A 26108-nucleotide genomic window follows, 5' to 3' on the forward strand; every position below is an offset into this window, starting at 1 on the left:
GGCGCGCACGTCAAGAAATACGCAATCCGTGTCGATCTCCGTATGCTCGACGACGAAGCCTGCCGGCGCCAGTCTCGTCGACCCAAATCTCCGTTCCATCGCGCTGATTCCCTCTCGAAAATTGCGCGACACCAGCCTTCACATGCAGCGAAAGTGAGTCAGAGCCCTCATTCCACGAAAAATCACAACTTGATTGCCGGCGATTTTCCTCTCGGAGGCTTTTTAGCGCCTGGGACGCTTCCGAATTAAGGTGAGCCCTGGCCGCCTCGGGCAATTCCAGCGCGGAGGCGTCGACGATTGCCAAGGCGTCCTGGCGTTGCCTCATCCGGCATGGTCGAACCGGAAGCCACGAAAGCCGGAACGTCCCCTGGGATTGTTTGAGACGATGAGGGAGCACCACCTTGGTGGGATAGGCTGCCAGTACAAGCGGCGGCCTTTGATCAACGAGAGATGCGCGCACCGCGTTCGTCGCGGCGCCTTGTTTATCGCGACCTCGTCCGCGAGCGTGATTCCGTCGCGAGGTGACGGCAGAAGCGTGGAGCCGCCACCGGAACCAAGGCGATGTCACGCGGTTCCAGGCGACCGGATATGTTCTGATCTGCGACCATACCATCTGTGCTCATGCAGCGCCGTACGGCGGCACCACTTGCGGAGAGCTGTCGAGCGACCGGCCGACGCGTCAATATTCCGAACGCTGCATCACTCAGTCGGTCCTGTCGTCCGGGTGTCCCAGTTCACAGAAATAGCCGCCAAGAAACTTCGTCGCCAGTGCATTCGGATCGGGCATCGACGTCTTGGCCTCGACCTCAGCGCGGTAAGCCTCGGTGTTGTCCAGCGGGGTATATCCAAGGTGATTGGCGCCACTGTTGTCGACGGTCTTGATTTTGTTTTCAGACATGCCGAACGAGATCGTATGGCCGACCCTGGGTGCGGTGAGCGAGGCCTCGACCAGCCGAACACAGTCGGCATAGGTCAGGAACGACCATAGGTGACGCCGATCGGTCGGCGCATCGAACGAGGAGAATATCCGCAGGCAGGCGGTTTCGATTCCAAACTTGTCCCAGTAGAGCCGGCTCAGGCTCTCGACGAAATTTTTCGAGACACCATACAGGCTGTCGGGTCTTACCGGTGCATCCACGCCGATGTGGGCCTCCACTTCGTGGAATCCGACGGCGTGCACCGAAGACGCGTACACAACACGCTTCACTCCGTGTTTCCGGGCGCCTTCATAAATGTGGTACGAGCCACGGATGCTGGAGTCCAGGATGACTTGCCACGGACTTTCCAGCGGCGCGCCACCAAAGTGGACGATCGCATCGCAGCCTTTTACAGCGGCGATCGTGGCCTCCATGTCGGCAAGGTCGAAGACCGCCTCTTCCTCGTTTGGTTTCAGGTCGATGAACGGCTCGCGTGCCGCTAGCCGTATTTTGCTCGCCAGTGGGGCAAGTCCGGTGCGCAATACCGAGCCAAGGCGGCCGGCCGCGCCAGTCAACAGGATTCGTTCGTATTCGGGCATCAATTACTCCACTTGTGCCACTGCGGCCGAGATGCGGGCCACGGCTTCGGTGAGAACCTCGTCGCTGGTCGCGGTCGAGATCCGGAAATAAGGCGACAGGCCGTAGGCAGCGCCCGGCACCGAGGAAACTCGGCCTTCGGTCAGAAGATAATTCGCGACCGCCGTGTCGTCGGTCAGAACCTCCCCTTTCGGAGTCTTGCGGCCGATTAGGCTTCCGCAGCCGATATAGGCGTAAAAGGCTCCATCCGGAGGCGGCAGCGTCAGGCCGTCGATCCTGCGAATGCCTTCGACGACGAGGTCGCGGCGGCGTTCGAAAGCTTCACGGAAGCGAGTGACTTCGTCCTGGGGGCCATTCAGCGCGGCCACGGTCGCGGCCTGTGCGATCGAGCAGACCGAAGTCACCGACTGGCTCTGGATCGTCGACATCGCCTTGATGAACGGCGCAGGGCCGGCTGCATAGCCGACGCGCCAACCGGTCATCGCGTAGGATTTTGCGACACCATTTACGATCAGCGTGCGGTCCTTGAGTTCCGGGCAAGCCTTGCCGAATGACACGAACTGCCGGCCGTCAAAGATGATGTGTTCGTAGATCTCGTCCGACAGGATCAGCACGTACGGGTGTTTGGCCAGCACCGCGCCCAGCGCCTTCAGCTCTGCTTCCGAGTACACCGCCCCTGACGGATTGCCCGGCATATTGAGAAACAGCCATTTCGTCTTCGGCGTGATCGCTTTCTCGAGAAGCGACGGCGTCAGCTTGAAACCGGTCGTCTCTGGGCACTCGACCGTGACCGGCACGCCGCCCAAAAGCTTCACCATCTCCGGATAGGACACGAAGTAAGGCGCCGGCAAGATCGCCTCGTCACCGTCCTCAAGGGTCGCCATCAGAGCGTTGAATATGATCTGCTTGGCACCGTTGGCGACAACGATGTCCTCGGCCTTGTAGTCCAGTCCATTTTCACGACGAAATTTCGATGCTACCGCCTCTCGGACCTCCGGCGTGCCGGGTGCCGCGGTGTAGAGCGTCTGGCCAGACTTTGCAGCCTGGTAAGCGGCCTCGACGATATGAGCTGGGGTCGGGAAGTCCGGCTCGCCGAGGCCGAGGTCGATGACGTCGACGCCCCTGGCGCGCAGCGCTTTGGCGGCCATCGACGCAGCCATAGAAGCCGAAGGCTTAACCACCGAAAGCCGCGATGCGATGTAACTCATTGCTTGTTCTCCGAAAGGTAACCCTTGGTTTGGTCTTCGGCGCGCGCGGCCGCACTGCGCCTGACCGGGTCGCCATAGCCGCCACCGCCGGGCAGTTCCATGACAAGGCGCCGGCCGGCCGGAACGTGCTGCCAACCTTTCGGGCGCATCAACGTGCCGTCGTCCAACTTCACCACGCCGGCCTCACCGTTCTTCCCGCCATTGCGTCCCCTGGGCGGATGGTTGACGCGATCGAACATCGCGGAGAAATCGAACTCGTGTCCGTCCATCGGCGCGATCTCAATAATCTGGCCGAGGCCGCCGCGGAACTCGCCGTCGCCGCCCGAGCCAGGACGCAGTTCTTTACGCCAGACGACAATCGGGCCGGTATGCTCGGTCGCCTCGATCGGCATGGTGTGGACGCCGGACGGGAACGCCGTGGACGACAGACCGTCGAGCTCAGGACGCGCGCCCATGCCGCCGGAGTTGAACATCAGCACTTCGGCATGGCGGCCCTCGGCGCCAGCGGTAGGACGTACAGAGATATGGATGTTCCATAGCGCGCCAGCGCCCTCGGCAAGAATCTTCCCGGGGAGTGCCTTTGAGAGCGCACCGAGGACGAGGTCCGGCACCATATGACCAAAAATGTGGCGTAGCGCGACCGGTGCCGGACGTACCGCATTGAGGATGTTCACAGGCGAGTTGACGGTGAAGAAGGCGAGCGACGCCGCATTGTTCGGAATGTCAGGTGCCACAACGCATTTCAGCGCATAACAGGCATAGGCCTTGGAGTAGATGATCGGGCAGTTGATGCCCCATTTGCTCATCGGGTCGGTGCCGGTGAAGTCGACGTCGAGATGGTCGTCGTGGATCGACACCTTGGTCTTGAGCGTGACCGGCGTGTCGTAGCCGTCGGTCGTCAGTTCGTTCGTCCAGCTCCCTTTCGGAAGCGCAGCAATGCGCTCCTGCATTGCCGTACGGGTGCGCGAGAAGATGAACTCGCCCAGGCCGTCGAGCGACGAAAGGCCGATCTCCTTCATCATGTCCACGAGACGACGATGGCCGACTTCGTTGCAAGCGGCGAGCGAATAGAAGTCGCCGACCACCTGATTCGGCTCGCGGACATTGGTCCGGATGATGCGGACTAGGTCGAGCTTGACCTCGCCCTTCTCGGCGAACTTCATGATCGGCAGCTGGATACCTTCTTCGTAGACCGACTTGGCGTCGGCGCCGAAGCCTCGGCCGCCGACATCGACGACATGCGCGGTGCAGGCGAAAAATGCGACGAGTTCGCCGTCCAGGAAGGATGGCGACACCATGGTAATATCATGCAGATGACCCGTACCCTTCCAGGGATCGTTGGTGACGTAGGTGTCGCCCTCGAACATCTCCTCGCGCGCAATCTCGTTGATGAAGTGCAGCACCGCTTCCGCCATTGTGTTCACGTGGCCCGGTGTGCCGGTGACGGCCTGAGCCAGCATCTGGCCGCGTGGATCGAACACGCCGGCGGAAAGATCGCCGGATTCACGTACCGAGGTGGAAAAGGCGGTGCGCAATAGGGTCAGCGCCTGCTCTTCGACCACGGAGATCAGACGGTTCCACATGACCTGCATGCGGATTTCGCCGATATCGCTCATGACTGGCTGCCTTTGCGGGTGAGGAGGATGGCGCCGTCGCTTTGCAGCACGGCATCGAAGGGGCTGGTGACCACGGTGGAGGTCTCGCGCTCGACAATGACCGCCGGGCCAGCCACCTGGTCGCCGGGACCGAGCGTCTCGCGCTCGACGATGGCGTAGGTCTGGCGCGCACCGGTCGCCGGATCGAAGACGGCGCGGGTCATCTTGGCGTCGACCGGGTGGCTGCCCTTGGTGATCTGGTGGCGCTTCACGTCCGGCCGTTCGTCCGTTGCCTTGACCGACCAGGTGACGACCTCGATCTCGAGACCTGCCAGCCCATCAATAGCGCGGCCGAAGAAGCGCTGGTAATTTTCCCGAAACAAGGCCTCGAATTTCCGGGCGGCGTCCGCGCCGAACATCTCGTTGGGCAGCGGCACAGGAATTTCCCACCCTTGGCCGGCATAGCGCATGAAGGCGACCACCTCAAAGTTGATCTGGCCGCTAGTCCCTGCGCCCACGAAGCTCTCCGCACTCGCTTTCAGACCGTTTAGCAATTCGTTGACTTCGGCAGCGTTGAAGCGGGCAAGCTTTACCAGCCGCGACGCCAAAGCCTCGTAGCCGAACGGCGCCTTGAGGAAGCCGATCGCCGAGCCGACGCCAGCTCCCTGCGGCACTAGGCATTCGTCGATGCCGAGCTTTTCGCACAAGCGCGCCGCATGAAGAGGTGCCGCGCCGCCGAAGGCGATCATGATATTGTCGGAAATGTTCTTGCCGTTCTCGACCGCGTGGACACGGGCCGCATTGGCCATGTTCTCGTCAACCACTTCGCAGATGCCGAAGGCTGTCGACATTGCATCAAGCGAGAGTCGCTCACCGACGTCGCGCATGATGGCGCCTTCAGACGCGTCCGTATCGAGCCTTATCGCGCCGCCCGCGAAATTGTCCGGATCGAGTTTGCCGAGTACGAGATCGGCGTCTGTGATCGCCGGACGCTTGCCGCCACGACCGTAGCAGGCCGGACCTGGCTCGGAGCCTGCGCTTTCGGGGCCGGTCTGGATCCGGCCCATGGCGTCAACCCAGGCGATGGACCCGCCGCCAGCGCCAATCTCGATCATCTCGATGACCGGGATTGAGATCGGCATGCCTGAACCCTTCGTGAAACGATAGGTGCGCGCGACCTCAAAGGTACGAGCCGTCTGCGGCGCGAAATCCTCGATCAGACAGATTTTCGCGGTCGTGCCGCCCATGTCGTAGGACACGACCTTTTCAAGCCCGAACCGCTGCGCGATGTCGGCTGCGAAGATCGCACCACCGGCCGGACCCGATTCGACCAGCCGCACCGGGAACTCCGAAGCCGTCTCGACCGAGATCAGACCACCGCCTGAATGGATCATGAAGACCGGGCAATTCGCGCCGAGATCCTTCAGGCGAACCTGCAGACGCGCGAGATAGTCCGCCATCTGTGGACGCACATAGGCGTTGGCGCAAACCGTGTTGAAGCGCTCGAACTCGCGCATCTGCGGCGAAACCTCGGAGCTGATCGAGATCGGGATCGACAGCTTCTTCGCGAGGATGTCGCGGGCACGCTCCTCATGCTTCGGATTGGCGTAGGAATGGATGAAGCCGATCGCCACCGCGCCGAACCCGCCTGTCGCGATCGTGTCGGCGATGGCTTCGAGCGCAGCCTCATCGAGTTCCTGCAATTCGTTGCCATCGGCGCTCATGCGGCCCTTCACGACGAAACGATCTTCGCGCGGAATCAGAGGCGGCGGCAGGCGCAGGTTGAGATCATACTGTTCGAACCGGTTTTCCGTCCGCATCTGGATGACATCGCGAAAACCCTCTGTCGTGACGAAGGCAGTCTTCGCGCCGCGGCGCTCGATCAGGGCGTTGGTTGCGAGCGTCGTGCCGTGGATTACGATGCCAATGTCCGCAAACGAAATGCCGGCGTCCCGCGCGACGATCACGATGCCGTCGAGAATTGCCTGCTCCGGCGCGCTATAATTCGTCAGGACCTTGGTGGAGAACAACTTGCCACGGACATCGAGAGCAATGTCCGTGAAAGTGCCGCCGATATCGGCGCCGAGGCGGATGTCGTCATTTCCGGACATCATACTTTTGCCTTCTGAGATGCGAATGCAGCGTCGCGCATCTGGGTGAGAGTCTGGCGCGGTGTCAGCGCCTCTGGCGAGATGGTGAGTTCGAGCACTGCGCCGGACCTCGAGGCGAGCGCGCGATCGAAGGCTGCGGCGAAATCGGCCGTCGCCTCAACACGTTCGGCGTGGAATCCGTAGGACCTGGCCAGTCCGACGAAATCGGGGTTTTGGAGCTGCGTGCCCGAAACGCGCGCCGGATAGTGGCGTTCCTGGTGCGCCCGGATCGTGCCGTAGATGCCGTTGTTGAGGATGAGAACGACCGGCTGTGCACCGGCCTGCATGGCCGTTCCAAGTTCCTGGCAATTCATCTGGAAATCGCCGTCGCCGGCAAAGCAGACCACTGTTCGCCCGGGATAGGTCGCCTTGGCAGCGACGGCTGCGGGCAAGCCGTACCCCATCGCGCCGGACTGGGGAGCGAGCAGGCGCGCCTTAGGCCCGAACTTGAAGAACTTGTTCGGCCAGACGGTGAAGTTGCCCGCGCCGTTGGTCAGAATGGCGTCTTCCGGCAGGACGTTGCGCAGATGCGCGGTGACCGCAACCATGTCGACAGGACCGGGCTGCACTGGCGCGTCGAACGACTTTTCGTACGCCTTGCGGGCGTCTGCGCGCCAAGAGTCCCAACCGCCTTCCACCGGAGAAATCGATTTCACGAAGGCATTCGGTCCCGAATGAATGCCCAGCGTCGGGATATAGATCTTGCCGATCTCGCGGTCGGAGGCATGAACGTGAATCAGCTTCTGCCTTGGCAGCGGGACCGACAGCAGCGTGTAGCCATCCGTCGTCATTTCGCCGAAGCGGACATTGATTGCGAGGATCAAGTCGGCATCGCGGATCAATGCCTTCACATGCGGAAGCATGCCGACGCCAGCCTCGCCGACGAAGACCTCGGAATGGTTGTCGAACTGGTCCTGATAGCGAAATGCCGCGACAACCGGAATGTCGGACGTCTCGGCGAATTTTTGGAGTGCTGAGCGGCCCGCCTCTGTCCAGGTGGTGCCTCCGATAATGATCACCGGCCTGGACGCACCTGACAACAATTCGTGGGCCGCAGCGATCGCCTCTGGGACTGGAGCAGCTTCGAAGATCGAAGCCCGGGCGGACAAGGGCTCGACGTCCGTCAAGGCCGTGAGCATATCCTCCGGAAGTGCAATGACCACTGGACCGGGACGGCCGGTGAGCGCAGTCGTCCAAGCGCGAGCGAGTATCTCCGTCAGGCGCGAAATGTCGTCGATCTCAACGGCCCATTTGGCCATTGTTCCGTAGACGGCGCGGTAGTCGATTTCCTGAAACGCTTCGCGGCCTTTCATGTCGGTGCCGACCTGTCCGACGAAGAGCAGCATCGGCGAGGAGTCCTGCATTGCGGTGTGCACGCCTATGCTGGCATTGGTGACACCCGGTCCGCGCGTGACGAAGCAGATACCGGGTGATCCCGTTAGCTTGCCGTAGGCTGACGCCATGAAGGCCGCGCCTCCCTCGTTACGGCACAGCACGTAGTCCAACCTGCCGGCAGTGTCGTGCAAGGCATCGAGCACCGCGAGGTAGCTTTCGCCAGGTACGCCGAAGCACTTGTTCGCGCCGAGCGCGATCAGCGATTCCACCAGCAGCTTGCCGCCATTGCGGGACATCTTGACGTCCTATGAACAATTTCAGGGAAACCGTGCACCGTCGCGCCACTTCGCGAAACGAAGAAATCCCGATCACACGAAAGTTTTTCTTTACTGACCGGCAGTCACCAGGACGCCAGGGTTCATAAGCCCTGCCGGATCGAATGCAGCCTTTATACGGCGCATCAGATCGCGATCGATCGGGCTTCGGATTCTGTCGGCAAGGCCGATTTTCGAACGACCGAGCCCATGCTCGGCAGCAAAGCTGCCTCCCATTCGCGCCGCCAACGCCGCGAGTTCGTTCCCCAACTCCTCCGCCTTTCCAGCAAAGTCGCTGCGGCCGATCGGCGGCGACAAATTAAAATGGATGTTGCCGTCCGCGAGATGGCCGAACGGATTTATGCGGACGCCGGGAAGGATCTGTTCGCAGATGGCGCCGCCTTCCTCAACGAACATTGCGATCGAGCCCGCCGGAACGGAAATGTCGTGCTTAAGCTGGAGGCCCTCGATGCGTTGCCCTTCGGGCTGTTCCTCGCGCAACTGCCAAAAATGCGAGCGCTGCGCGTCCGACATAGCGATCGTGCCGTCCAGAACCAGCCCAAGCTCCATACCATCTTCGAGAGCGGACGAGAGAATATCATCCAGAGGCACGCGAGCCGAACTGGATGTGAGTTCGACCAGGACATAGGCCGCGGCGCGGGTATCCAAAGGGAAGCTTAGCTTCGGAATGTGCCTCAACGCCATTTCGAGACCAACATCGGAAAGGAATTCGATTCCGGAAGTAAATTCGGCCGCTTCGCCTCGGAGCAGCGCGCCGAACGCGACAGCGGACCTCAAATCCGGCAGCGCCAGCAATGCGGTCGACCGCTGCTTTGGCGCAGGATAGAGGCGAAGCACGGCCCGGGTGACGATGCCGAGCGTCCCTTCGGAGCCGCAGAACAGTTTTCGCAGTTGGTAACCCGCGTTGTCTTTTTGGACCGCGCGCAAACCGTTCCAGGTATCGCCATCGGCGGTCACCACTTCCAAGCCGAGCACGAGATCCTGCATCATTCCGTAGCGGGAGGCATGGCTGCCGCCGGCGTTGGTGCCTATCAGGCCGCCGATCTGCGCGCTGCCTTCGGCTCCCAAATGCATCGGAAATATGAAGCCGGCTGGCTCGACCGCCTCATTCAAGCGCTGAAGTATTACCCCGGCCCCGACTTCGATTGACGAACTCGCTGCATCTACCTTGCCGATCCCCGACATGCGCTGCAGCGACAGGATTATCGACTTCGTGTCGGTTGCAATTGAAGCGGCGCACAGGCCCGTCTTGCCGCCCTGCGGAACCAGCGCGATCCCGGCATCGCGGCAGAGTCGTACGACTGCCGCAACTTCAACCGTATCGCCCGGTCGCGCGACACCGACCGGATCGACACCATACCGATCCAGCCAGTCGCGCCTGTACGGTTCGACATCCGGACCTGTCAGCCAGCCGGATGGTCCAAGCAAGTCAGTCAAAGATGCGGTCAGGTTGGACATATGCAACTCAAGAGCCAGGTTGGCGGCGCCGTGGCCCGTCAGTGTTCCAGAACCTGCGCCAAGAATTGCCTGGTGCGATCGCTCTTTGCCGCGCTGAAGAACTCTTCCGGCGGCGCTTGTTCGATGATCTCGCCGCCGTCCATGAAGATGATGCGGTCGGCAACTCGGCGCGCAAAACCCATTTCATGGGTAACGCAAACCATGGTCATGCCCTCGGACGCCATCGCTACCATCACGTCGAGCACTTCCGAGATCATCTCGGGATCGAGGGCCGAGGTTGGCTCGTCGAACAGCATGATCTTCGGCTGCATGCAGAGCGCACGAGCGATCGCAACGCGTTGCTGCTGGCCACCGGAGAGCTGGCCTGGATACTTCGACGCCTGCTCCGGGATACGAACCTTTTCGAGAAACTTGCGCGCCATCTCTTCGGCGTCCGCACGCGAGTTGCCGCGTACCAGCATGGGCGCCAGCGTACAGTTGTCGAGTACCGTCATATGCGGAAACAAGTTGAAGTGCTGGAACACCATGCCGACTTCGCGGCGAATCTCGTCGATGTTCTTGACGTCGTCGTTTAGCTCAGTGCCAAGCACGTTGATGCGGCCGCGGTCATGTTCCTCGAGACGATTGATGCAGCGGATCACGGTCGACTTGCCTGAGCCGGAGGGCCCGCAAACAACGATCCTCTCGCCGGGTGAAACTGTGAGGTTGAGTTGCTTCAGTGCGTGAAATGTCCCGTAATACTTGTCGAGGCCTTCGATCCGGATGGCCGCATCTCTCTGCTGAGTGGTCGGATGAACGGTCATATACGTAAACCTTAGCGATGGCCGACCGACATGCGGCGCTCGAGATAAGCGCCGTATCGCGACAAGCTGAAAACGAAGACGAAGTAGATGAAGGCGATGAAGGCGTAGACTTCGACGTAAGCGAAGCGCCAGTCACCGGTTCCGTAGGCTGCGTTGCCTGATGCCAAGATCTCGAAGAAGCCTATGATAATAACCAGCGACGTTTCTTTGAAGGAGATGACAAACTGATTGATCGTTGCCGGCAGCGCGTTGCGCATCGCCTGCGGCAGGATGATGCGGCCAATGCGATACCGGTAGCTTAGGCCCAGCGCCTTGGCTGCCTCTTCCTGCCCATTGGGGACGCCCTGCATGCCACCGCGTATGATCTCGGCTTGATAGGCGGCAAAGAACAGCGCCATGCCGATTATGACACGATAAAGCTTGTCGCCCTGCATCCAGTTCGGCAACGCGAAAGGCAGGACGATCGCGAAGGTGAAGAGGATCGAAATCAGCGGAAGCGAGCGCACCGCGTCGATGATGATGCCGGTCGTGCGCGAAATCCACGGCAGTTCCGAACGGCGCATCAGCGCCAGGCAAATGGAAAGCGGGAAGCCGATCAGACAGGTCATGACGAAGATGAACAGCGTAAGCGCCAGACCGCCCCAGGCTTCCTCGCCAACGTAATCCAAACCTAAAATACCGCCTTTCATGAGGAAGTAGAAAGCGGACGTGCCTGCAATCCAAATCAACGCGATCCGGCCGCCGGTCCAGAAGGCAGGGATGCAGCTGAGCACGGTCATCAGAACGACGACGACACATGCAAGTGCGGAGCGCCACTGTTCCTCGAAGGGATAGAGCCCGAACAGGATGATGCGCCAGCGCGCATTTATGACGGACCAGCAGGCGCCACTCGCGGCCTGACACGCCTCAGGCCCGAGGCTGGCGTCAAAGACGGCGGAGAACAGCGCCCAGCCCAGCAGTTTCCAGACGATCAGGACCATTATCGCAAGCGAGATCAGCGAGACCAGCGCCTGCAGCGGCGTGGCGAAGAAGCGGCGGCGCAAGTCCTGCGCTGTGCTGAGGCGCGGCGGAGAGATGTCGGCCATGGCGAGATCGGTCATAGCCTCAACTCCTCAACTGGTTGCCCTTGAGGGCAATCGCCCGGTTGATCCGGTTGAAGATCGCGGCGAGCGACAGGTTGATCAGCAGGAAACCGGCCATGAGGATACCGATTGCCTCGATCGTCTGACCGGAATGGTTGATGGTCAGCGCCACGATCATGAAGAAATCGGTGAACCCGATGGCTATGCCCATCGTCGTCGCTTTCATCAGCCACACATACTGGTTGGCGAGGATCGGCAGCATGGCGCGCAGCGCCAGCGGAAACCGGATGTGCGAGAAAACCTGCCAAGGCGTCAGGCCAAGCGATCGCGCGGCTTCCTCCTGCCCGCGTCCGACCGCCTTGAAGCCGCCACGTACGATCTCGGCAATGTAGGAGCCGCCGTAGATGGCAATGGCGACTGCGAGCGCGGTGAACTCGGGAGGTATGCGCAACCCGCCGCGGATATTGAGGCCGCGAAGCTCGGGCAGGTCGACGAGCGGTGTTTCCGGTACGCGGCCAATCACCAGTACTGCAGCGGCACAAGCGAGAGCCACCGCAAAGCTCGCCCATTGCAGAGGCACTCGCTCGGTCAGCGGTTTGGCAATGCGCTCGGTCCGGCCGGTCCAGAACGGCAGGAGGATGGCCACGAGCACTGCGACGGCGCCAAGCAAGAACGCCCACCAAGTGACATTGAGGATGGGCACATAGAGTCCGCGGCTGCTGAGTACGAAGCCAAAAGCCTCATGCGCATTTCGCGGCGCCGGCAGATGCGTCAGCAGCGCGTACCAGAAGAATACCTGCAGGATCAGGGGGATGTTGCGAAAGATATCCACATAGGTGCGCCCGAGTAGCCGGGCGAGTTCATTCGATGAAGTGCGCGCCAGCCCGACGATGGCGCCGACGATAGTCGCGAGGATGAGGCCGGTGATGCCGAGGAAAAGTGTGTTGATGATGCCGATGAGGAAGAACCACCAGTAAGGGTCGTTCGCCGAGGACGGCAACAAGCTGAAGTTGACTTCCCAGCCGGTCGACTTCTCCAGGAAGCCGAAGCCGGATGTCATGTGCTGCGCCGCCATGTTGTTGCGCGCGATGAGCACGCCGGCCAGGATCAACCCGGCGATGACACCGACGAAGATCACCTGCAGCGCAGCATCGCGGACCTTCTGATTTCTCAGCAGGTTGCCCATGGCCAGCCCCTCGATTTGTCGAAACTGGGCTTCGTCCAAGATCATCAGACAGAGCCCGTTAGCGAAATCAGTCGAACACGAGCGGGAACAGCACGCCGCCATTGTTCCAGAGATTGGTCAGCTCGCGATCCATCTGATAGGGCGATTCCTTACCGAGGTTGCGTTCGAAGATCTCTCCGTAGTTGCCGACATTCTTGATGACGCTGTAGGCCCAATCGTCGGAGAGGCCGAGACCCGTTCCCACACCGGGCGTCGCGCCTAGGAACTTGCCGATCTGCGGCGAGGTCGGCTTGGCTTTAAGCTCGTCAACATTCTTCGACGTGATGCCCGATTGTTCGGCAAAGAGCAGCGCCGAGAGCGTCCAATTGGCTATGTCCACCCAGTTGTCATCGCCCTGGCGGACGATCATCACTTCCGGCTCGACGTCGAGCACGTCCGGCAGGATGATGTGGTCTTCGACCTTGCCCTTCGCCTTGCGGGCGATCGCGAGCGTCGGGCCCCACTGGGCATACATGTCGCAGCGGCCAGAGAAATAGGCTTGCTCGAGTTCTTCAGTCTTTTCGATGAGAACCGGCTCGAGCTTGATGCCGAGCTTGGCTGTGTAAGCGGCGACCTGCTGCTCCTGCGAGGTACCGGCCGGGATGCAGATTGAGCCGCCATCGGCGTCTTTCAACGACGCGACGTTGAGTTCCTTGTGCGCCATGACCTTGGTGGTGCCGAGATAGTAGGAATTGGTGAACTGCAGGCCGAGTTCGGTGTCGCGCGACAATGTTCCGCCGGAGGCCTTGATGATGATGTCGATGTCGCCCGACTGCAGCGACGGCCAGCGCTGCGCCCAGCTAATCGGCACGATCTTGAGCTTGGCCGGGTCGCCGAGGACAGCGGTCGTGACGGCGCGGCACAGGTCAATATCCATGCCCTTCCAGTTGCCTTTGTCGTCGACTTCGGCAAAACCGAGATACGAGCCGTCATGGCCCGTGCAGTTTAGCGTGCCGCGGGCCTTGACGGCTTCCAGCGTCTTGCCACCGGCCGCTTCAGCCGGAGCCGCCACGTGCAGCATGCCCAGTGCAAGGGCTGCAGCCCCCCATTTCGCAAAGTTCATTTTACATCTCCACTGTTGAGGTTCTTGATTTTGTTATTCTTGGGGTCATCCGCTGGGATGCCCGGGCTCGAAGCCGTCTCCGCCTGCAGCGGAACGGGCTTGGGTAGTGGCGAGACCCTGAGATCACTCGCCCAATCCTGATTGATCAGCCAGCGATGCAGCGCGGCAACCGCCTTCACACGGAGGTGCCCGCGCGGGACAACAAGGTAGAACCCTGGGACTTCCTCCGGCTTCATATTGGTCAACGCGTAGCGGCCGATCGGCGCAACGAGCGCGGCTGCGCGCTCGTCTTCTTCGAAATCGTTCGCCGAGACGAGGCCGATGCCGATGCCTTGAAGCGTTGCGCGCCGCATCGTGGCGGCATCATCGAAGCCTATGCTCCCTTCACCTGCCGCCTGTTCGACCGAAAGGTGCCGCAGAATATCCGGCCAAAGACGCAGGGACTTAACGGTGTCGAGCAGCGTGAACTTCGTCAGGTCCTGTGCCGATTTGATCTGCTCGCCGATTTGCGGCGTGCAGCAGATGATCTTGGGATCTTTGACGAGAAGGACCGCGTCGTAGTCGGGCCACTTGCCGTAGCCCCATTGGACGGTCATATCGATGTCGTCGCGACCGAAATCGGGCAGGTCGACCATTGTCGTCAGGCGCAGATCCGCGCCCGGAAGGATCTCCCGAAAAAGAGACAAGCGCGGCAGCAGATAGTGCGTCGCAAAATAGGGGCTGGCGTTCAGATTAATGCGGTCGCGGTAGGTCGATTTGGTGACCCGGCGCACCCCCTCCGAGAACTCCTCGAAGCCAGCCTTCACGTAGTGCGACAACAGGATCGCAGATTCAGTAAGCTCGATCGACCGGCCCTTGCGCTCAAACAGGGTCACCTGGAGCGTGTCCTCCAGAAGCTTGATCTGCTGGCCCACCGCCTGCGGCGTGACCAGCAATTCGTCGGCGGCCTGGCGCAAACTCTTGTGCTGCGCGACCGCGTAGAAGACGCGAAGCGCATTGAGAGGGGGGAGGCGCAGCTTGCCGGTCATCGTCAGTCACACCTCCTTTCGTTGATCCCTGCCTCTGTTGCCGCTGCCTCAGGCGTAGATGTAGCCGCCCGAAACGATCACCTGCTCGCCGGTCATGAAGGTGTTCTTCGGCCCGCCGGTCATCAGCACCCACTCGGCGATCTCGGCCGGCTCCGCGCCGCGGCCGAGCGGGTTGGCCTTGGCCAGTTCCTCGAGGAAGCCGAGCGCCTTGGCCTTTTCCGTCGCCATGCCCGCCGGTGCGACCGAGTTGATCAGGATGCCGTCCTTCGCACAGTAGTGAGCGAGCGACCGCGTCAGGCTGACGACGGCGGCCTTGGTGGCCGCGTAGTGCATGTTCTGGGGATGCGCCTTGAAGGCATCAACCGAACTCAGGTTGACGATGCGACCACGGACGTTGCCCTTCAGTTCCTGCGCCTGCATGTGACGGATGGCCGCCACCATCATGTGATAAGTGCCCTTGATGTTGATGCCGTTGGATGCATCCCAATCCGCGTCGGAGATCTCCAGCGTCGGCTTGCGCGGATAGATCGCCGCGCAATTGATCAGCGTGTCGATGCGGCCGATTTTTGCGGCGATCTTGTCGAACGCCGCGTGGCATTGCGGGCCGACCTGGATGTCGGCGGTCGCAACCGCAGTTGGCAGGCCCTTGGCCTTGGCCGCGCCGAGCGCCTGCTCCGCGGCGGCCGCGTTGATGTCGATGATGCCGACCGCCGACGCGCCGTCACGGGCCGCCATTTCGGCGAGCAGAGCCCCGAGGCCCGAGCCGCCGCCGACGATGAGTACGGAAAGGTCCTGCATGATTATGCTCCTACTTGGTGCCGCTCGGGCTCACGGGGCGGGTGGGGACGATGTCAAAACGCATCACGTCGGCGTTGGCGGGCAGCGCCAGCACCGCAACCACCATCTGGGCCACATCGTCCGGCTGGACGGCGACATTGCCGGCATACATCGCGGCGCGTGCCTTATCGTCGAGGATGCTATCGTAGAGGCTGGTCTCGACGCGGCCGCAAACGATCTCGGTTACCCGCACGCCAGATGGGGCGAGGTCCGCCTTCAGTCCGGCGACGAAACCGGAAATCGCGGCCTTGGTGGCCGAATAGACAGCGATGTTGGCGAATGAGCCGTGGCCGGCGGTCGACCCGGTGAACAGGATATGGCCGGACTGGCGCTCGCGCATCTTGGGCACGACAAGCCGCGTCAGCAGGATGGCGGCGCTGAGGTTGATCTCCAGCGCCGTGTCGATGTCCGCGATCGCCATCTCTGCGAAGTTGCCGAGCGGCGGCATGACACCGGCATTGTTGATCAGCACGTCGATGGTGAGGTCGGTGACAACTGTCTCCAGCGCTTCGCGGTCGGTGATGTCGACTGCGATCGGCACGATCGAGGCACGCTCCGCCTGCAGCTTCTTCAGCGCCGGCTGGCTGCGGCCGGCCGCGTAGACTTGGTAGCCAGCGTCGGCAAGCGCCAGCGCCATGGCTCGCCCGATGCCGCTTGTTGCACCAGTAATGAAGGCTGTCTTCACGTGGACTTCCCCGATCGCGTGGATTTCAGTGTGTGACCTCTGTGTGCAAGGCGAAACCAAGAAAACCAGCAAATAGGAAAGATAAACTTTGCGATCAGGTCATTGGTTAGAAATGACCGCCAGGGCGCTCAACACGCATTTCGCTGCAAATACCTCGGCCGAAAGGAGAATCTGCGTTGCACTTCGCAGTGAAACGCTGTCGCATCCGCCAAATTGAGACTTTCGCAATTCTGCCTTCGACAACCGCCTACTTCGATCTCGAACGCCGCATCCCCTCGAACAACGCGGCCGCCGCCGCATGCTGATCCGTATCGGCGGCGGTCACGCCGGAGGTCTGCGCCAGCGCGCGGACGCGTTCGAGGCTATTCTGCAGATGCTTGCGCATGGCGCGACGCGCGGCTGCTCCGTCTCCGCGCTCGATGGCATCGACGATCGCGACATGCTCGCCGTGGATGCGTTTGTAGTAAGCCTCCTTCAGGCGCGGCTCGACAACATAGCCAAGCTGGTAGCGCGGCACGATCATCGGCCGGAGGTAGCTCAGGAACCCGTGCATGAATTCGTTGCGCGCGGCGTGGGCGATGGCGAGATGAAAGTCGTAATCGTAGTGGATCTGCACCGATCCCGGGTCCTCGTGGCGGTCGTCGATCTGCTCCATCAAGGCGCGGATCGCCGCGGCCTCCTTGTCGGTCCGACGTTCGGCGCAAAGTCCCGCCGCCTCCACCTCGACACTCAACCGAAGCTCCAGGAGCGAGATGGTTTCGGGAAGGCTCTTCAGCGCCTCGTCGGTGATCGAGAAATTGCGCGGCTCGGGCGTCTCGCTCACGAACATGCCACGCCCCTGATGCGGCACGACCAGCCCATCCGAGCGCAGCCGGGCCACTGCCTCGCGCACAACGGTACGGCTCACATCATACTCCATGCAAAGCTCCGCTTCCGTCGGGAGCTGCGCGCCCGGCTTCAGCGCGCCCGAGCGGATCTTCTCCGAGAGGCTTTCGGCAACGACGGTCGACAGCGGCTTGCGTTTGGTCATCGGTCTCCCTTGGCCTCAGACGAGCTGGACGACAAGTCCCTTCACACGGCGGCGGTAACGATCAGCTCGACCAGCATGCCGGACCTGGCCATGCGGCCTTCGCCCGACGAGCGCGCCGGCGCATGCTCCTTCGGCATCCAGGTGTCCCAGACGACATTGACCTCGGCGAAGTCGCGGATGTCGTCGAGCCACATCTGGACATGCAGGATGCGTGTCTTGTCGGTCCCCGCCTTGGAAAGCAGCGCGTCGATCTTACCGAGGACCTCGCGCATCTGGTCGGCGGCAGACTGGCCGGGCTCGGCCACTTGGCCCGTCAGATAGAGAGTGCCATTGTGGATCACGCCATGATGGATGCGCGTATCGAAATCGAAGCGTCTTATGTCGCTCATGCTGGTCTCCGTCACTGACGAATGGGGTTGCCCTGGAGGTACTGGGCGTAGGGCGCCTGGACGAGCCAGCCGGCATCTACCGGGAGCGTGACGCCGGTGATGGAGCCGGCACGCTCCGAGCAGAGGAAGAGCGCGACTTCGGCCACGTCGCGCGGCTCGACGAAACGCTTGAGCGCCGTCGTTGCCTTGATGGCATCGGGGTTGCGCTCGCCCTTTTCGATCCGCGCCTTGAGGCCGTCGGACAGCGTGTAGCCGGGGGCGACCGCATTGACGCGCACGCCGCTTGGGCCAAGCTCGGCGGCGAGTATCTGTGTCAGCGCCAGCACGGCGTGTTTACCCGGCGTATAGGCCGGCAGCGACAGCGGCGCGAAGGACGCCAAGGATCCGACATTGAGGATGACGCCGCGACCCGCCTGTGACATCAGCCTGCCAAACACCTGGCAGCCGAGCAGCGTGCCGCGATAGTTCACGCGCCATATGCGCTCGTCCTCATCGAGCTGCTGGTCGAGCACGCGCTTGCCGCTCTGCAGGATGCCAGCGCAGTTCACGACAACATGCGGCACGCCGAACTCCGAATTTACCGCATCGCCCAGCGCTTCGACGGAAGCGGGGTTTGCGACATCCGTCTCGATGAAACGGGAGGCCGGCGCACCCGCATCGCGACAAGCTCTTGCGGCTTCCGCACCTCTCGCCTTGTCGCGGCCGGCAACGAAAACGTTGGTGCCGTCCTCGGCAAAGCGCTCGGCAATCGCACGGCCGATGCCCGACGTTCCGCCGATGACGATAACGGTTTTGGCCTCAGCCATTGGCGCGGTCCTTGCGCTCGACGTCGAAAAACTCGGCCATGCCGCGCATCTGATAGTCCATCATCGGCCGGCCGGGCTGGACCTTGCAGCCGACTTCCTTCGCCTTCTTCAGCAATGCCGTTTCGGCCGGCTCCATGATAATGTCGACGACGGTCATGGCCGGCGTCAGCTTCGTCACGTCCATTGGATAGGGATCGCCCGCATGCATGCCGACCGGGGTAGCGTTGACGGCCAGATCCATGCCGGTTGGATCGGCGCCGCCGGCGGTGATGCGGCAGTTCGGGAAAGCTTTTTCCACCAGCGCGGCAAGGTTCTCGGCGCGGCCGTGGTCGACGTCGTTCAGGCGAATCTCGCTGACACCCGCCTCGGCGAGGCAGTAGGCGATCGAGGCGCCAGCCCCACCGGCGCCGACCTGCAGCGCCTTCTTGCTCTTGAAATCATAGCCGGCAGCCTTCAGCGCATCGATGAAGCCGACGCCGTCGAAATTGTCGGCGTACCAGCTTCCGTCCGGTAGCCGGCGGACCGAATTGGCGCTCTGCACGCGCACCGCGCGGTCATGGCCGGCCGTGCACTTGTGGTAGACCGGCACCTTGTAGGGGACTGAGATGATGACGCCCCGGACATTCTCCGCCGCCGTCAGCCCCGCCCAGAAGGTGTCGAAATCCTCCGGCCTGCAGCTCATCGGCACCATCAGGCTGTCGAGGCCCTTCTCCTCGAACAACTCGTTGAACATGCCCGGGCTTTTGGCATGGCCCACCGGATGGGCCAGCATCACGAACACATCCGCCTTACCGCTACCGCGCATCGTCTCAGTCCCTTCCGTTTGCGAGTTCATGGTCGCTGAGGAGTTCGAGCGCCCGCACCAGCGACGAGTGGTCAGCATCCGCGCCGCCGCGCGCGGCGCATGCATTCATCAGTTCCTGCGCCGTCGCCGTGTTCGGTAGCGCGACACCCAGCGCCCGCGCGCTTTCCAGCGCGAGGCCGAGATCCTTCTGGTGCAGCCTGATGCGGAAACCCGGATCGAAGGTGCGCTTGATCATGCGCTCGCCATGCACCTCGAGGATGCGCGAAGCGGCAAACCCCCCCATCAGCGCGGTGCGCACCTTGGCCGGATCGCACCCCGCCTTGCTCGCAAAGACAAGCGCCTCTGCGACGGCCTCGATGTTCAGGGCAACGATGATCTGGTTGGCGATCTTGCAGGTCTGCCCGGCGCCATTCTTCACGCCGACCAGCGTGATGTTCTTGCCGAGCCTCTCGAAGATCGGCAGCGCACGGTCGAAAGATGCCTGCGGTCCACCGACCATGATCGTCAGGCTTGCCGCCTTTGCCCCGACCTCGCCGCCCGAAACCGGCGCATCGAGATATTCGACGCCCTTGTCGTTGAAGGTCTTGGCAAAACGCTGCGTGGCGATCGGGCTGATCGAACTCATGTCGATGACCAGCGCGCCCTTCGAAACGCCAGAGAGCACGCCATTTTCGCCAAGCAGCACGCGTTCGACATCCGGCGTATCCGGCAGGATGGTGATCAACACGTCCACATCGCGTGCGACATCGGCAGGCGTGCCGACAACCCTGGCGTCCAGTCCCGCGGGGCACGGCGAGCGATTGAGCGTGGTCACGATCTGATGGCCAGCCGCCGCTAGATTGCGCGCCATCGGCGCGCCCATCACGCCCAGCCCTATGAAACCGATCTTCATGCGCGCTCCTTCAAACAAGTCTTGCGGCTCGATGCGGCCATATGATATAGGACATCATACAAATTTCAATGCAGATTCCGATTGCGAGGTCAGCCAATGCAGGAAAAGCCAAACTCGCTGAAATCAGCACTCCAGGCCGGCAAGGCGCACATCGGCATCTGGTGCTCGCTCGGCTCGGCGCTGACCACGGAAATCGTCGCCGGCTCGGGCGCCGGCTGGATCCTGATCGACGGCGAACACAGCCCGAACCATCTCCTGACCATCATGGCGCAGTTGCAGGTCGCCGCCGCATTTCCCTGCGAGGCGGTGGTGCGGCTGCCCTCCGACGACGCCAACCTGATCAAGCAGGCGATGGATATCGGCGCGCGCAGCCTGATGATCCCGAATGTGCGCAGCGCGGGCCAGGCGCGCGCCATCGTTTCCGCCATGACCTATGCGCCCTATGGCGGCATTCGCGGCTTCTCGGTCGGCCACCGCGCCAATGCCTTTGGCCGCATCAAGGACTATCACGCGAATGCGCGAGATCAGCGGCTGGTCGTCCTGCAGATCGAGGACGAGACGGCCGTCGCCAATGCCGCGGAAATCGCGGCGGTCGAGGGTGTCGACGTCCTCTTCGTCGGTCCCGGCGACCTGTCTACCAATATGGGCGCCATGGGCAACCCCAACGCGGCGCATGTGCAGGAAGCCATCGCGTCGGTGCGCGAGGCAGCAGGATCGGTCGGCAAGGCATCTGGCATCCTCGCCCCCGTCAAGGCGGATGCGGACCGCTATCTCGCCGATGGCTTCACCATGGTCGCCGTCGGAGCCGATCTCGGACTACTTGCCCGCGGTTCCGACGCGCTGATCGCCTCGTTCAAATCCTGACAGAAAGCCTCGCCGTGGCGATCCCTCCCTACAAAGCCCCGCTCCATTCCTCCTATGATATCGTGATCGTCGGCGGTGCCGCCGTCGGCTCCTCGACCGCCTATTGGCTGAGCCTCGAGCTCGGTGCAAAGTCCGCCTCCGTGCTCGTCGTCGAGCGCGACAGCACCTACGAGTTCTCCTCCACCGCGCTGTCGACCAGCGCCATCCGCCAGCAATATTCCAACCCGATCAACGTCAAGATCAGCCAGTTCGGCATCGAGATGATCCGCAGTTTTCCGGAGCGGATGGGTTTTGCCTTTCCGGGCGAACCCGCGCCTGACCTCGGCTTCAAGGAGCACGGCTATCTCTATTGCTGCTCACCCGAAGGCGTTGATGCGGCCAAGGGGCGCGTCGAGCTTCAGCAAAGCCTCGGCGCCGGCACCGTCTTCCTCGAGCCCGGGCCGCTGAAGGAGCGCTTTCCCTGGATCAATGTCGAGGATCTCGGCGGCGGCTCCTGGGGTTCGCGCGACGAAGGCTGGTTCGATTCCATGGGCCTGCTCAACGGTTTCCGGCGCGCCGCCCGTGCCAATGGCGTCGAATATATCAACAACGCCGTCACCGCGCTCGACCTCGACGGCGACCGCGTTGCCTCGGTCAGGCTGGCCACCGGCGAGACGATCGCTTGCGGCACGCTCGTCAACGCTGCCGGCCCGCGCGCGCAGCAAATCTGCGACATGGCCGGCCTGTCGATCCCGGTGCGGCCCTATAAACGCTACAGCTTCGTCTTTTCCAGCGCGACGCCGATCCCCGGCAGGATGCCCAATGTGATCGATCTGTCGGGCACTTTCGTCCGTCCCGAGGGAGAACTCTTCCTCACAGGTAACACGCCGCAGAACGATGGACCTGCCGACTACGACGACTTCGACATGCACCACGAGGAGTTCGACGACTATATCTGGCCGGCGCTCTACCACCGGATCCCGAGCTTCGATGCGCTGCGCGTCCAGACATCGTGGACGGGCCACTATGAATACAACATGCTCGACCACAACGGCATCATCGGATTCCATCCCCGGGTGACGAACTTCATGTTCGCCAATGGCTTTTCGGGCCACGGCCTGCAGCAATCGCCGGCCACCGGACGCGGCGTGTCGGAGCTCATCCTGCACGGCGCGTTCCAGAGCTTCGACCTTTCGCCGTTCAGTTACGAACGGATCGAACGAAACGAGCCGTTTTTGGAAGAGGCGGTCATCTGACTGAACGGTTCGTCTCGCGTCCGCATTCTAAGGATCGGGCTACGCCGGCTTGAAGGATTCCAAGGTCATCGTCGCCATCAACAAGGACGAGGAGGCGCCGATATTCCAGGGCCGACTACGGCCTCGTCGGTGACCTCTTCACGATCCTGCCCGAACTCTAGAAGGCGCTGTCACAGAAAGGCAAGTCCGGTTCGGACCATGGCAATTTTTCACCTATTGTGAGCAACCAATGCAACGCATCAACATTGGGCTTCCGGCCGGCGACCGCAAGCTGGCACCTGCGTTAGCCTGCCAAATCGTCGAAGCGCCTCGTAGCAATCGCGAAATCCCAGCCTCCCCACGCCACCATGGAGACCTGAGGCACGACGCTAGTTAGGGTGTCATCGAGTTCTTGTGAGGCCCCTCCATCAACGCATCAAGTGCAATCGGACGCATGTTCGGCCGCATCATCGACTTTAGCGCAGCGCGCGCGGCGCGAAGGGCGGCCAACCGAATTTCGGTTTCTGTTCGCAACTGCGAAGGCGTAGGCCGTTCTGCCCCTGCCCGCGAATTAATTGAGATAGTTTTCCTGCCTATGCTCTGTGCAGGCAAACCAATCCTTTGCCGAATTACTGGGCATTCCCGATGATGGGATCAGTGTTGCGCAAGAGATGCAGCCACCAATTCGTTTCAGGAAATTCGCAAGGAAACTACTATGTCCGAAGTGCAAAAATACACGCTCCACGCCCTCTTGCCGACGCGCCGCGCCGCCTTGGCCGTCATCTTTGCATCGGCCGTGGCACTCGTCGGCCTGGCCGCTCCCACGCTGTCGTTTGCCGAAGACAAGAAGGCCATCAAAGTTGGGATCATCAGCGGCGAGGACGAGGACGTCTGGCGCGTCGTCACCGCGCAGGCCGCCGAACTCGGCCTGACCATCGAGACGGTCGTCTTCAACGACTACACTCAGCCAAACGAGGCGCTGGAACGTGGCGAGATCGACGCCAATGCCTTCCAGCACCTTCCGTATCTGGAAAACCAGATCAAGACGCAGGGCTACCACATCGTCCCGGTCGGCTACACTGGAGTCTGGCCGATCGGCCTCTACTCCAAGAAATTCTCCAAGCTCGCCGACCTTCCCGAGGGTGCGGTGATCGGCGTGCCCAATGATCCATCGAATGAAGGCCGTGCGCTGCGGGTTCTGCAAGACCAGGACGTGATCAAACTAAAAGACGGCACCGGCATCCTCGCCACCACGATCGACATCGTCGAGAATCCGAAGAACGTCACCATCAAGGAACTCGACGCTGGTGTGGTTGGGCGCGCGATCGAAGATCTCGACGCCGCGGTGGTGAATACCGACTGGGCGCTGAAGAGCGGCCTGACCCCGGAGAATCGCATCGCACAGGAGAAGATCGAAGACAACCCGTATCGCAACTTCATCGCGGTCAAGATCGGTAGTGAGAACGAGCCTTGGGTGAAGACGCTGGTCGCCTCCTATCAGAACGAAACGGTGAAGGCCGAGTTCGACAAGGTGTACAAGGGAACGGGCATTAGCGCCTACTGATCCGCGATTAAGCATTTCGAAACCCATGCAAGACGGCTCGCGCCTGTGGCGCGGGCCGTTCGTGGCATTGTTAGAGCAAGGCATCGAGCGATTGTGAACCAGACTGTCGACACGACCACGCTTCGGAGCGGCGCCCGCGCGATCGCTCCAGACAGGGCCGCCGATGTCGTTAGGCTCGTCGATCTAAAGCGCCGCTTCGGCAATACGGCGGCGCTGGACGGGATTTCGCTCAGCGTCCAGAAGGGCGAGATTCTCGGCATCATCGGCCGCAGCGGCGCCGGCAAATCGACGCTCATCCGCTGCCTCAACGGACTGGAGCGGCCTGATTCCGGCGAGGTCTTCATCGAAGGCCGCGAGATCAGCCGTCTGCGCGAGCGCGAACTGCAGCCGCTGCGGCGGCGCATCGGCATGATCTTCCAGCATTTCAACCTGCTCTCGGCCAAGACCGTCGAAGAGAACGTGGCGCTGCCGCTGAAAATCGAGGGCCGACCGAAGACGGAGCGCCTGAAGCGCGCCGCCGAACTGCTCGACCTTGTCGGCCTTTCGGAAAAGGCAAGGTCCTACCCGTCCTCGCTGTCCGGCGGTCAGAAGCAGCGCGTGGGCATTGCCCGCGCCTTGGCGGCACGGCCGGCCCTGCTGCTGTCCGACGAGGCCACTTCCGCGCTCGACCCCGAGACCACGCGTTCGATTCTTGCTCTGCTGAAGGACATCAACCGCCAGTTGGGTCTCACCATCCTGCTGATCACTCATGAGATGGAAGTGATCCGGTCGATAGCCGACCGCGTCGCGGTTCTCGATGCAGGCCGCATCGTCGAGCAAGGCCCCGTCTGGTCGGTCTTTGCCAATCCCGCTTCCGACATCACCAAGCGGCTGCTCGGCGCGATCCGGCCGCAACTGCCGGCCGAAATCGCCGCCCGCCTGTCACCGGCCGGCAGTGGCGAGGCGATCGTCAGGATCGACGTGGCCGGCGACGCCGCGCGCGCTCCGCTTCTGTCGGATCTCGTAGCGGCTCTGCCTGGATCGTTCCGGCTGGTCCACGGTGGCGTGGATCATATCCAGGGCGAACCCGTGGGAACGCTGTTCGTCGCCTTGTCGCGAGACAATGAGCGCTATCTCGCCGATGCGACAGATTTTCTAAGTGACCGTGGTGCGCGCGTGGAGGTGCTTGGCTATGTCGCCGATTCTGTTTGAGCTGCTGCTGCGATCCATCCGGGAAACCGTGCTGATGACGGCCGCTTCCGGCCTGATCTCGCTCATCTTCGGTCTGCCGCTGGGCCTTGCGCTGGTGGCGACCGATCGCGGCGGCATCGCTGAAAATCTCTGGGTCAACCGCGCGCTTGCAGCCGTGGTCAACGGCTTTCGATCGGTGCCTTTCATCATCCTGCTGGTCGCGCTGATCCCGGTGACGCGCTTGATCGTCGGCACCTCGATCGGGACATGGGCCGCGATCGTGCCGCTGTCCATCGCGGCGACACCCTACTACGCCCGTATCGCCGAAGTATCGCTTCGCGAGGTCGACCACGGCTTGATCGAAGCGGCGCGCGCCATGGGCGGCAATCGCTGGACGATCATCCGCGAGGTGCTGGTGCCGGAGGCCCTGCCGGGAATCGTGGCTGGATTCACCGTCACCTTGGTAACACTGGTGGGAGCCTCGGCAATGGCCGGTGCCATTGGGGCTGGCGGCCTCGGGGATCTTGCGATCCGCTACGGCTACCAGCGGTTTGAAACCACGGTCATGATTGCGGTTGTAATTGTCCTGATCATTATGGTTTGCGGCATTCAGTGGGCAGGAGACCGCCTTGTGGCCCGGCTCGACCGCAGGTCTTAAGGTCGAATTCGGCTCTGCTACGGAATACGATGGACCGCAAGCATTCTCGACTCATGCCGAGTTGCCAAGGCAACCCTGCGGATCCGGAGAGAGCACTGGGAAGAGATCGGTCAACCGCCGGATCTGCGATCACATCAGTCCGAGCGAACAGAATGTCATCCTGGCGCTTGGGTATCGCCAGGAGAGGGTTGAGAACGGTCTTACCGAACGCAAAGCGCCCGTTGTCGCCGTGAGGCGGCAGCATGAGCCATTCGAGCGCTGTTTTGATCAGCTAAGGCCTGTTGAGATTCATCGCGAGTTTAAGACTGCGGCGGCGAGATGGATGATTGCGGCGAAGGAGATGTCGGTTTTGTCAGCGCGCATGGCGATGCGCTTGAACTCCTTGAGCTTGCAGAAGA

Annotated in this window: 23 protein-coding genes and 2 pseudogenes; 6 read left to right on the forward strand and 19 right to left on the reverse strand. The window is 62.0% G+C overall.

The features are described from left to right. Positions 1–703 precede the first annotated feature (703 nt). The 18 genes from ACH196_RS34130 to ACH196_RS34215 all read right to left on the reverse strand — a co-directional run bounded on the left by ACH196_RS34130 (position 704) and on the right by ACH196_RS34215 (position 20240). Positions 704–1516 (reverse strand): NAD-dependent epimerase/dehydratase family protein, encoded by an 813-nt coding sequence (locus tag ACH196_RS34130; RefSeq protein ID WP_396651297.1) that lies wholly within the window; start codon positions 1514–1516, stop codon positions 704–706. Positions 1517–1519: 3 nt separating this feature from the next. Beyond that, positions 1520–2722, reverse strand: a complete 1203-nt coding sequence (locus ACH196_RS34135; protein ID WP_396651298.1) for a pyridoxal phosphate-dependent aminotransferase — start codon at positions 2720–2722, stop codon at positions 1520–1522. Beyond that, on the reverse strand, positions 2719–4338 hold the full coding sequence (locus ACH196_RS34140; RefSeq protein ID WP_396651299.1) for a hydantoinase B/oxoprolinase family protein: 1620 nt from the start codon (positions 4336–4338) through the stop codon (positions 2719–2721). The genes ACH196_RS34135 and ACH196_RS34140 overlap by 4 nt, the downstream gene beginning before the upstream one ends. Continuing rightward, complete coding sequence (locus ACH196_RS34145) at positions 4335–6431, reverse strand: hydantoinase/oxoprolinase family protein (RefSeq protein ID WP_396651300.1); 2097 nt, start codon at positions 6429–6431, stop codon at positions 4335–4337. Before ACH196_RS34145 ends, ACH196_RS34140 begins: the two co-directional genes overlap by 4 nt. Continuing rightward, on the reverse strand, positions 6428–8098 hold the full coding sequence (locus ACH196_RS34150) for a thiamine pyrophosphate-dependent enzyme (RefSeq protein WP_396651301.1): 1671 nt from the start codon (positions 8096–8098) through the stop codon (positions 6428–6430). Before ACH196_RS34150 ends, ACH196_RS34145 begins: the two co-directional genes overlap by 4 nt. Before the next feature lie 90 nt (positions 8099–8188). Continuing rightward, complete coding sequence (locus ACH196_RS34155) at positions 8189–9595, reverse strand: FAD-binding oxidoreductase (protein ID WP_396651302.1); 1407 nt, start codon at positions 9593–9595, stop codon at positions 8189–8191. 38 nt (positions 9596–9633) lie between these two features. After that, positions 9634–10398 (reverse strand): amino acid ABC transporter ATP-binding protein, encoded by a 765-nt coding sequence (locus ACH196_RS34160; protein ID WP_396651303.1) that lies wholly within the window; start codon positions 10396–10398, stop codon positions 9634–9636. Between the two features lie 11 nt (positions 10399–10409). Then, a complete protein-coding gene (locus ACH196_RS34165; protein WP_396651304.1) occupies positions 10410–11498 on the reverse strand; it encodes an amino acid ABC transporter permease in 1089 nt (362 codons plus the stop codon). 4 nt (positions 11499–11502) lie between these two features. Beyond that, positions 11503–12711 carry an amino acid ABC transporter permease gene (locus ACH196_RS34170; RefSeq protein WP_396651305.1) on the reverse strand — a complete coding sequence of 403 codons (1209 nt, stop codon included), beginning with the start codon at positions 12709–12711 and terminating at the stop codon, positions 11503–11505. Between the two features lie 22 nt (positions 12712–12733). After that, positions 12734–13768: an amino acid ABC transporter substrate-binding protein gene (locus ACH196_RS34175; RefSeq protein WP_396651306.1), complete on the reverse strand. Its 1035-nt coding sequence runs from the start codon at positions 13766–13768 to the stop codon at positions 12734–12736. Next, complete coding sequence (locus ACH196_RS34180; protein ID WP_396651307.1) at positions 13765–14796, reverse strand: LysR family transcriptional regulator; 1032 nt, start codon at positions 14794–14796, stop codon at positions 13765–13767. Before ACH196_RS34180 ends, ACH196_RS34175 begins: the two co-directional genes overlap by 4 nt. 48 nt (positions 14797–14844) lie before the next feature. Beyond that, a complete protein-coding gene (locus ACH196_RS34185) occupies positions 14845–15594 on the reverse strand; it encodes an SDR family NAD(P)-dependent oxidoreductase (RefSeq protein WP_396651308.1) in 750 nt (249 codons plus the stop codon). A gap of 10 nt (positions 15595–15604) precedes the next feature. Beyond that, the gene (locus ACH196_RS34190) at positions 15605–16318 is read right to left on the reverse strand and encodes an SDR family oxidoreductase (protein ID WP_396651309.1); all 714 of its coding nucleotides are present in this window, start codon (positions 16316–16318) and stop codon (positions 15605–15607) included. 247 nt (positions 16319–16565) lie between these two features. Next, positions 16566–17348, reverse strand: a complete 783-nt coding sequence (locus tag ACH196_RS34195) for a FadR/GntR family transcriptional regulator (RefSeq protein WP_396651310.1) — start codon at positions 17346–17348, stop codon at positions 16566–16568. A gap of 41 nt (positions 17349–17389) precedes the next feature. Then, on the reverse strand, positions 17390–17737 hold the full coding sequence (locus ACH196_RS34200) for a RidA family protein (protein ID WP_396651311.1): 348 nt from the start codon (positions 17735–17737) through the stop codon (positions 17390–17392). 11 nt (positions 17738–17748) lie between these two features. Next, entirely contained in the window at positions 17749–18543 is a 795-nt protein-coding gene (locus ACH196_RS34205; protein WP_396651312.1) for an SDR family NAD(P)-dependent oxidoreductase, read from the reverse strand. Continuing rightward, entirely contained in the window at positions 18536–19348 is an 813-nt protein-coding gene (locus tag ACH196_RS34210; RefSeq protein WP_396651313.1) for a shikimate dehydrogenase family protein, read from the reverse strand. The genes ACH196_RS34205 and ACH196_RS34210 overlap by 8 nt, the downstream gene beginning before the upstream one ends. Positions 19349–19352: 4 nt before the next feature. After that, on the reverse strand, positions 19353–20240 hold the full coding sequence (locus ACH196_RS34215) for a 2-hydroxy-3-oxopropionate reductase (protein WP_396651314.1): 888 nt from the start codon (positions 20238–20240) through the stop codon (positions 19353–19355). 96 nt (positions 20241–20336) lie between these two features. Here ACH196_RS34215 and ACH196_RS34220 point away from each other — a divergent pair, with 96 nt between their 5' ends. The 6 genes and pseudogenes from ACH196_RS34220 to ACH196_RS34245 all read left to right on the forward strand — a co-directional run bounded on the left by ACH196_RS34220 (position 20337) and on the right by ACH196_RS34245 (position 25710). Continuing rightward, positions 20337–21104: an HpcH/HpaI aldolase/citrate lyase family protein gene (locus tag ACH196_RS34220; RefSeq protein WP_396651315.1), complete on the forward strand. Its 768-nt coding sequence runs from the start codon at positions 20337–20339 to the stop codon at positions 21102–21104. 14 nt (positions 21105–21118) lie between these two features. After that, a complete protein-coding gene (locus ACH196_RS34225; protein WP_396651316.1) occupies positions 21119–22339 on the forward strand; it encodes an NAD(P)/FAD-dependent oxidoreductase in 1221 nt (406 codons plus the stop codon). A gap of 43 nt (positions 22340–22382) precedes the next feature. Beyond that, positions 22383–22500 (forward strand): annotated as a pseudogene (locus ACH196_RS34230) (electron transfer flavoprotein subunit alpha/FixB family protein); the annotation flags it as partial. 533 nt (positions 22501–23033) lie between these two features. Further along, positions 23034–23882, forward strand: coding sequence for a MetQ/NlpA family lipoprotein (locus ACH196_RS34235; protein WP_396651317.1), 849 nt, complete (start codon positions 23034–23036; stop codon positions 23880–23882). Between the two features lie 93 nt (positions 23883–23975). Continuing rightward, complete coding sequence (locus ACH196_RS34240; RefSeq protein WP_396651318.1) at positions 23976–25073, forward strand: methionine ABC transporter ATP-binding protein; 1098 nt, start codon at positions 23976–23978, stop codon at positions 25071–25073. Then, positions 25054–25710 carry a methionine ABC transporter permease gene (locus tag ACH196_RS34245; RefSeq protein ID WP_396651319.1) on the forward strand — a complete coding sequence of 219 codons (657 nt, stop codon included), beginning with the start codon at positions 25054–25056 and terminating at the stop codon, positions 25708–25710. Before ACH196_RS34240 ends, ACH196_RS34245 begins: the two co-directional genes overlap by 20 nt. A gap of 288 nt (positions 25711–25998) precedes the next feature. On the opposite strand, the pseudogene ACH196_RS34250 reads toward ACH196_RS34245, so the two are convergent. Further along, positions 25999–26108: pseudogene (locus tag ACH196_RS34250) on the reverse strand (transposase); the annotation flags it as partial.

Source organism: Mesorhizobium sp. IMUNJ 23232 (assembly GCF_044326205.1).
Taxonomy (GTDB): domain Bacteria; phylum Pseudomonadota; class Alphaproteobacteria; order Rhizobiales; family Rhizobiaceae; genus Kumtagia.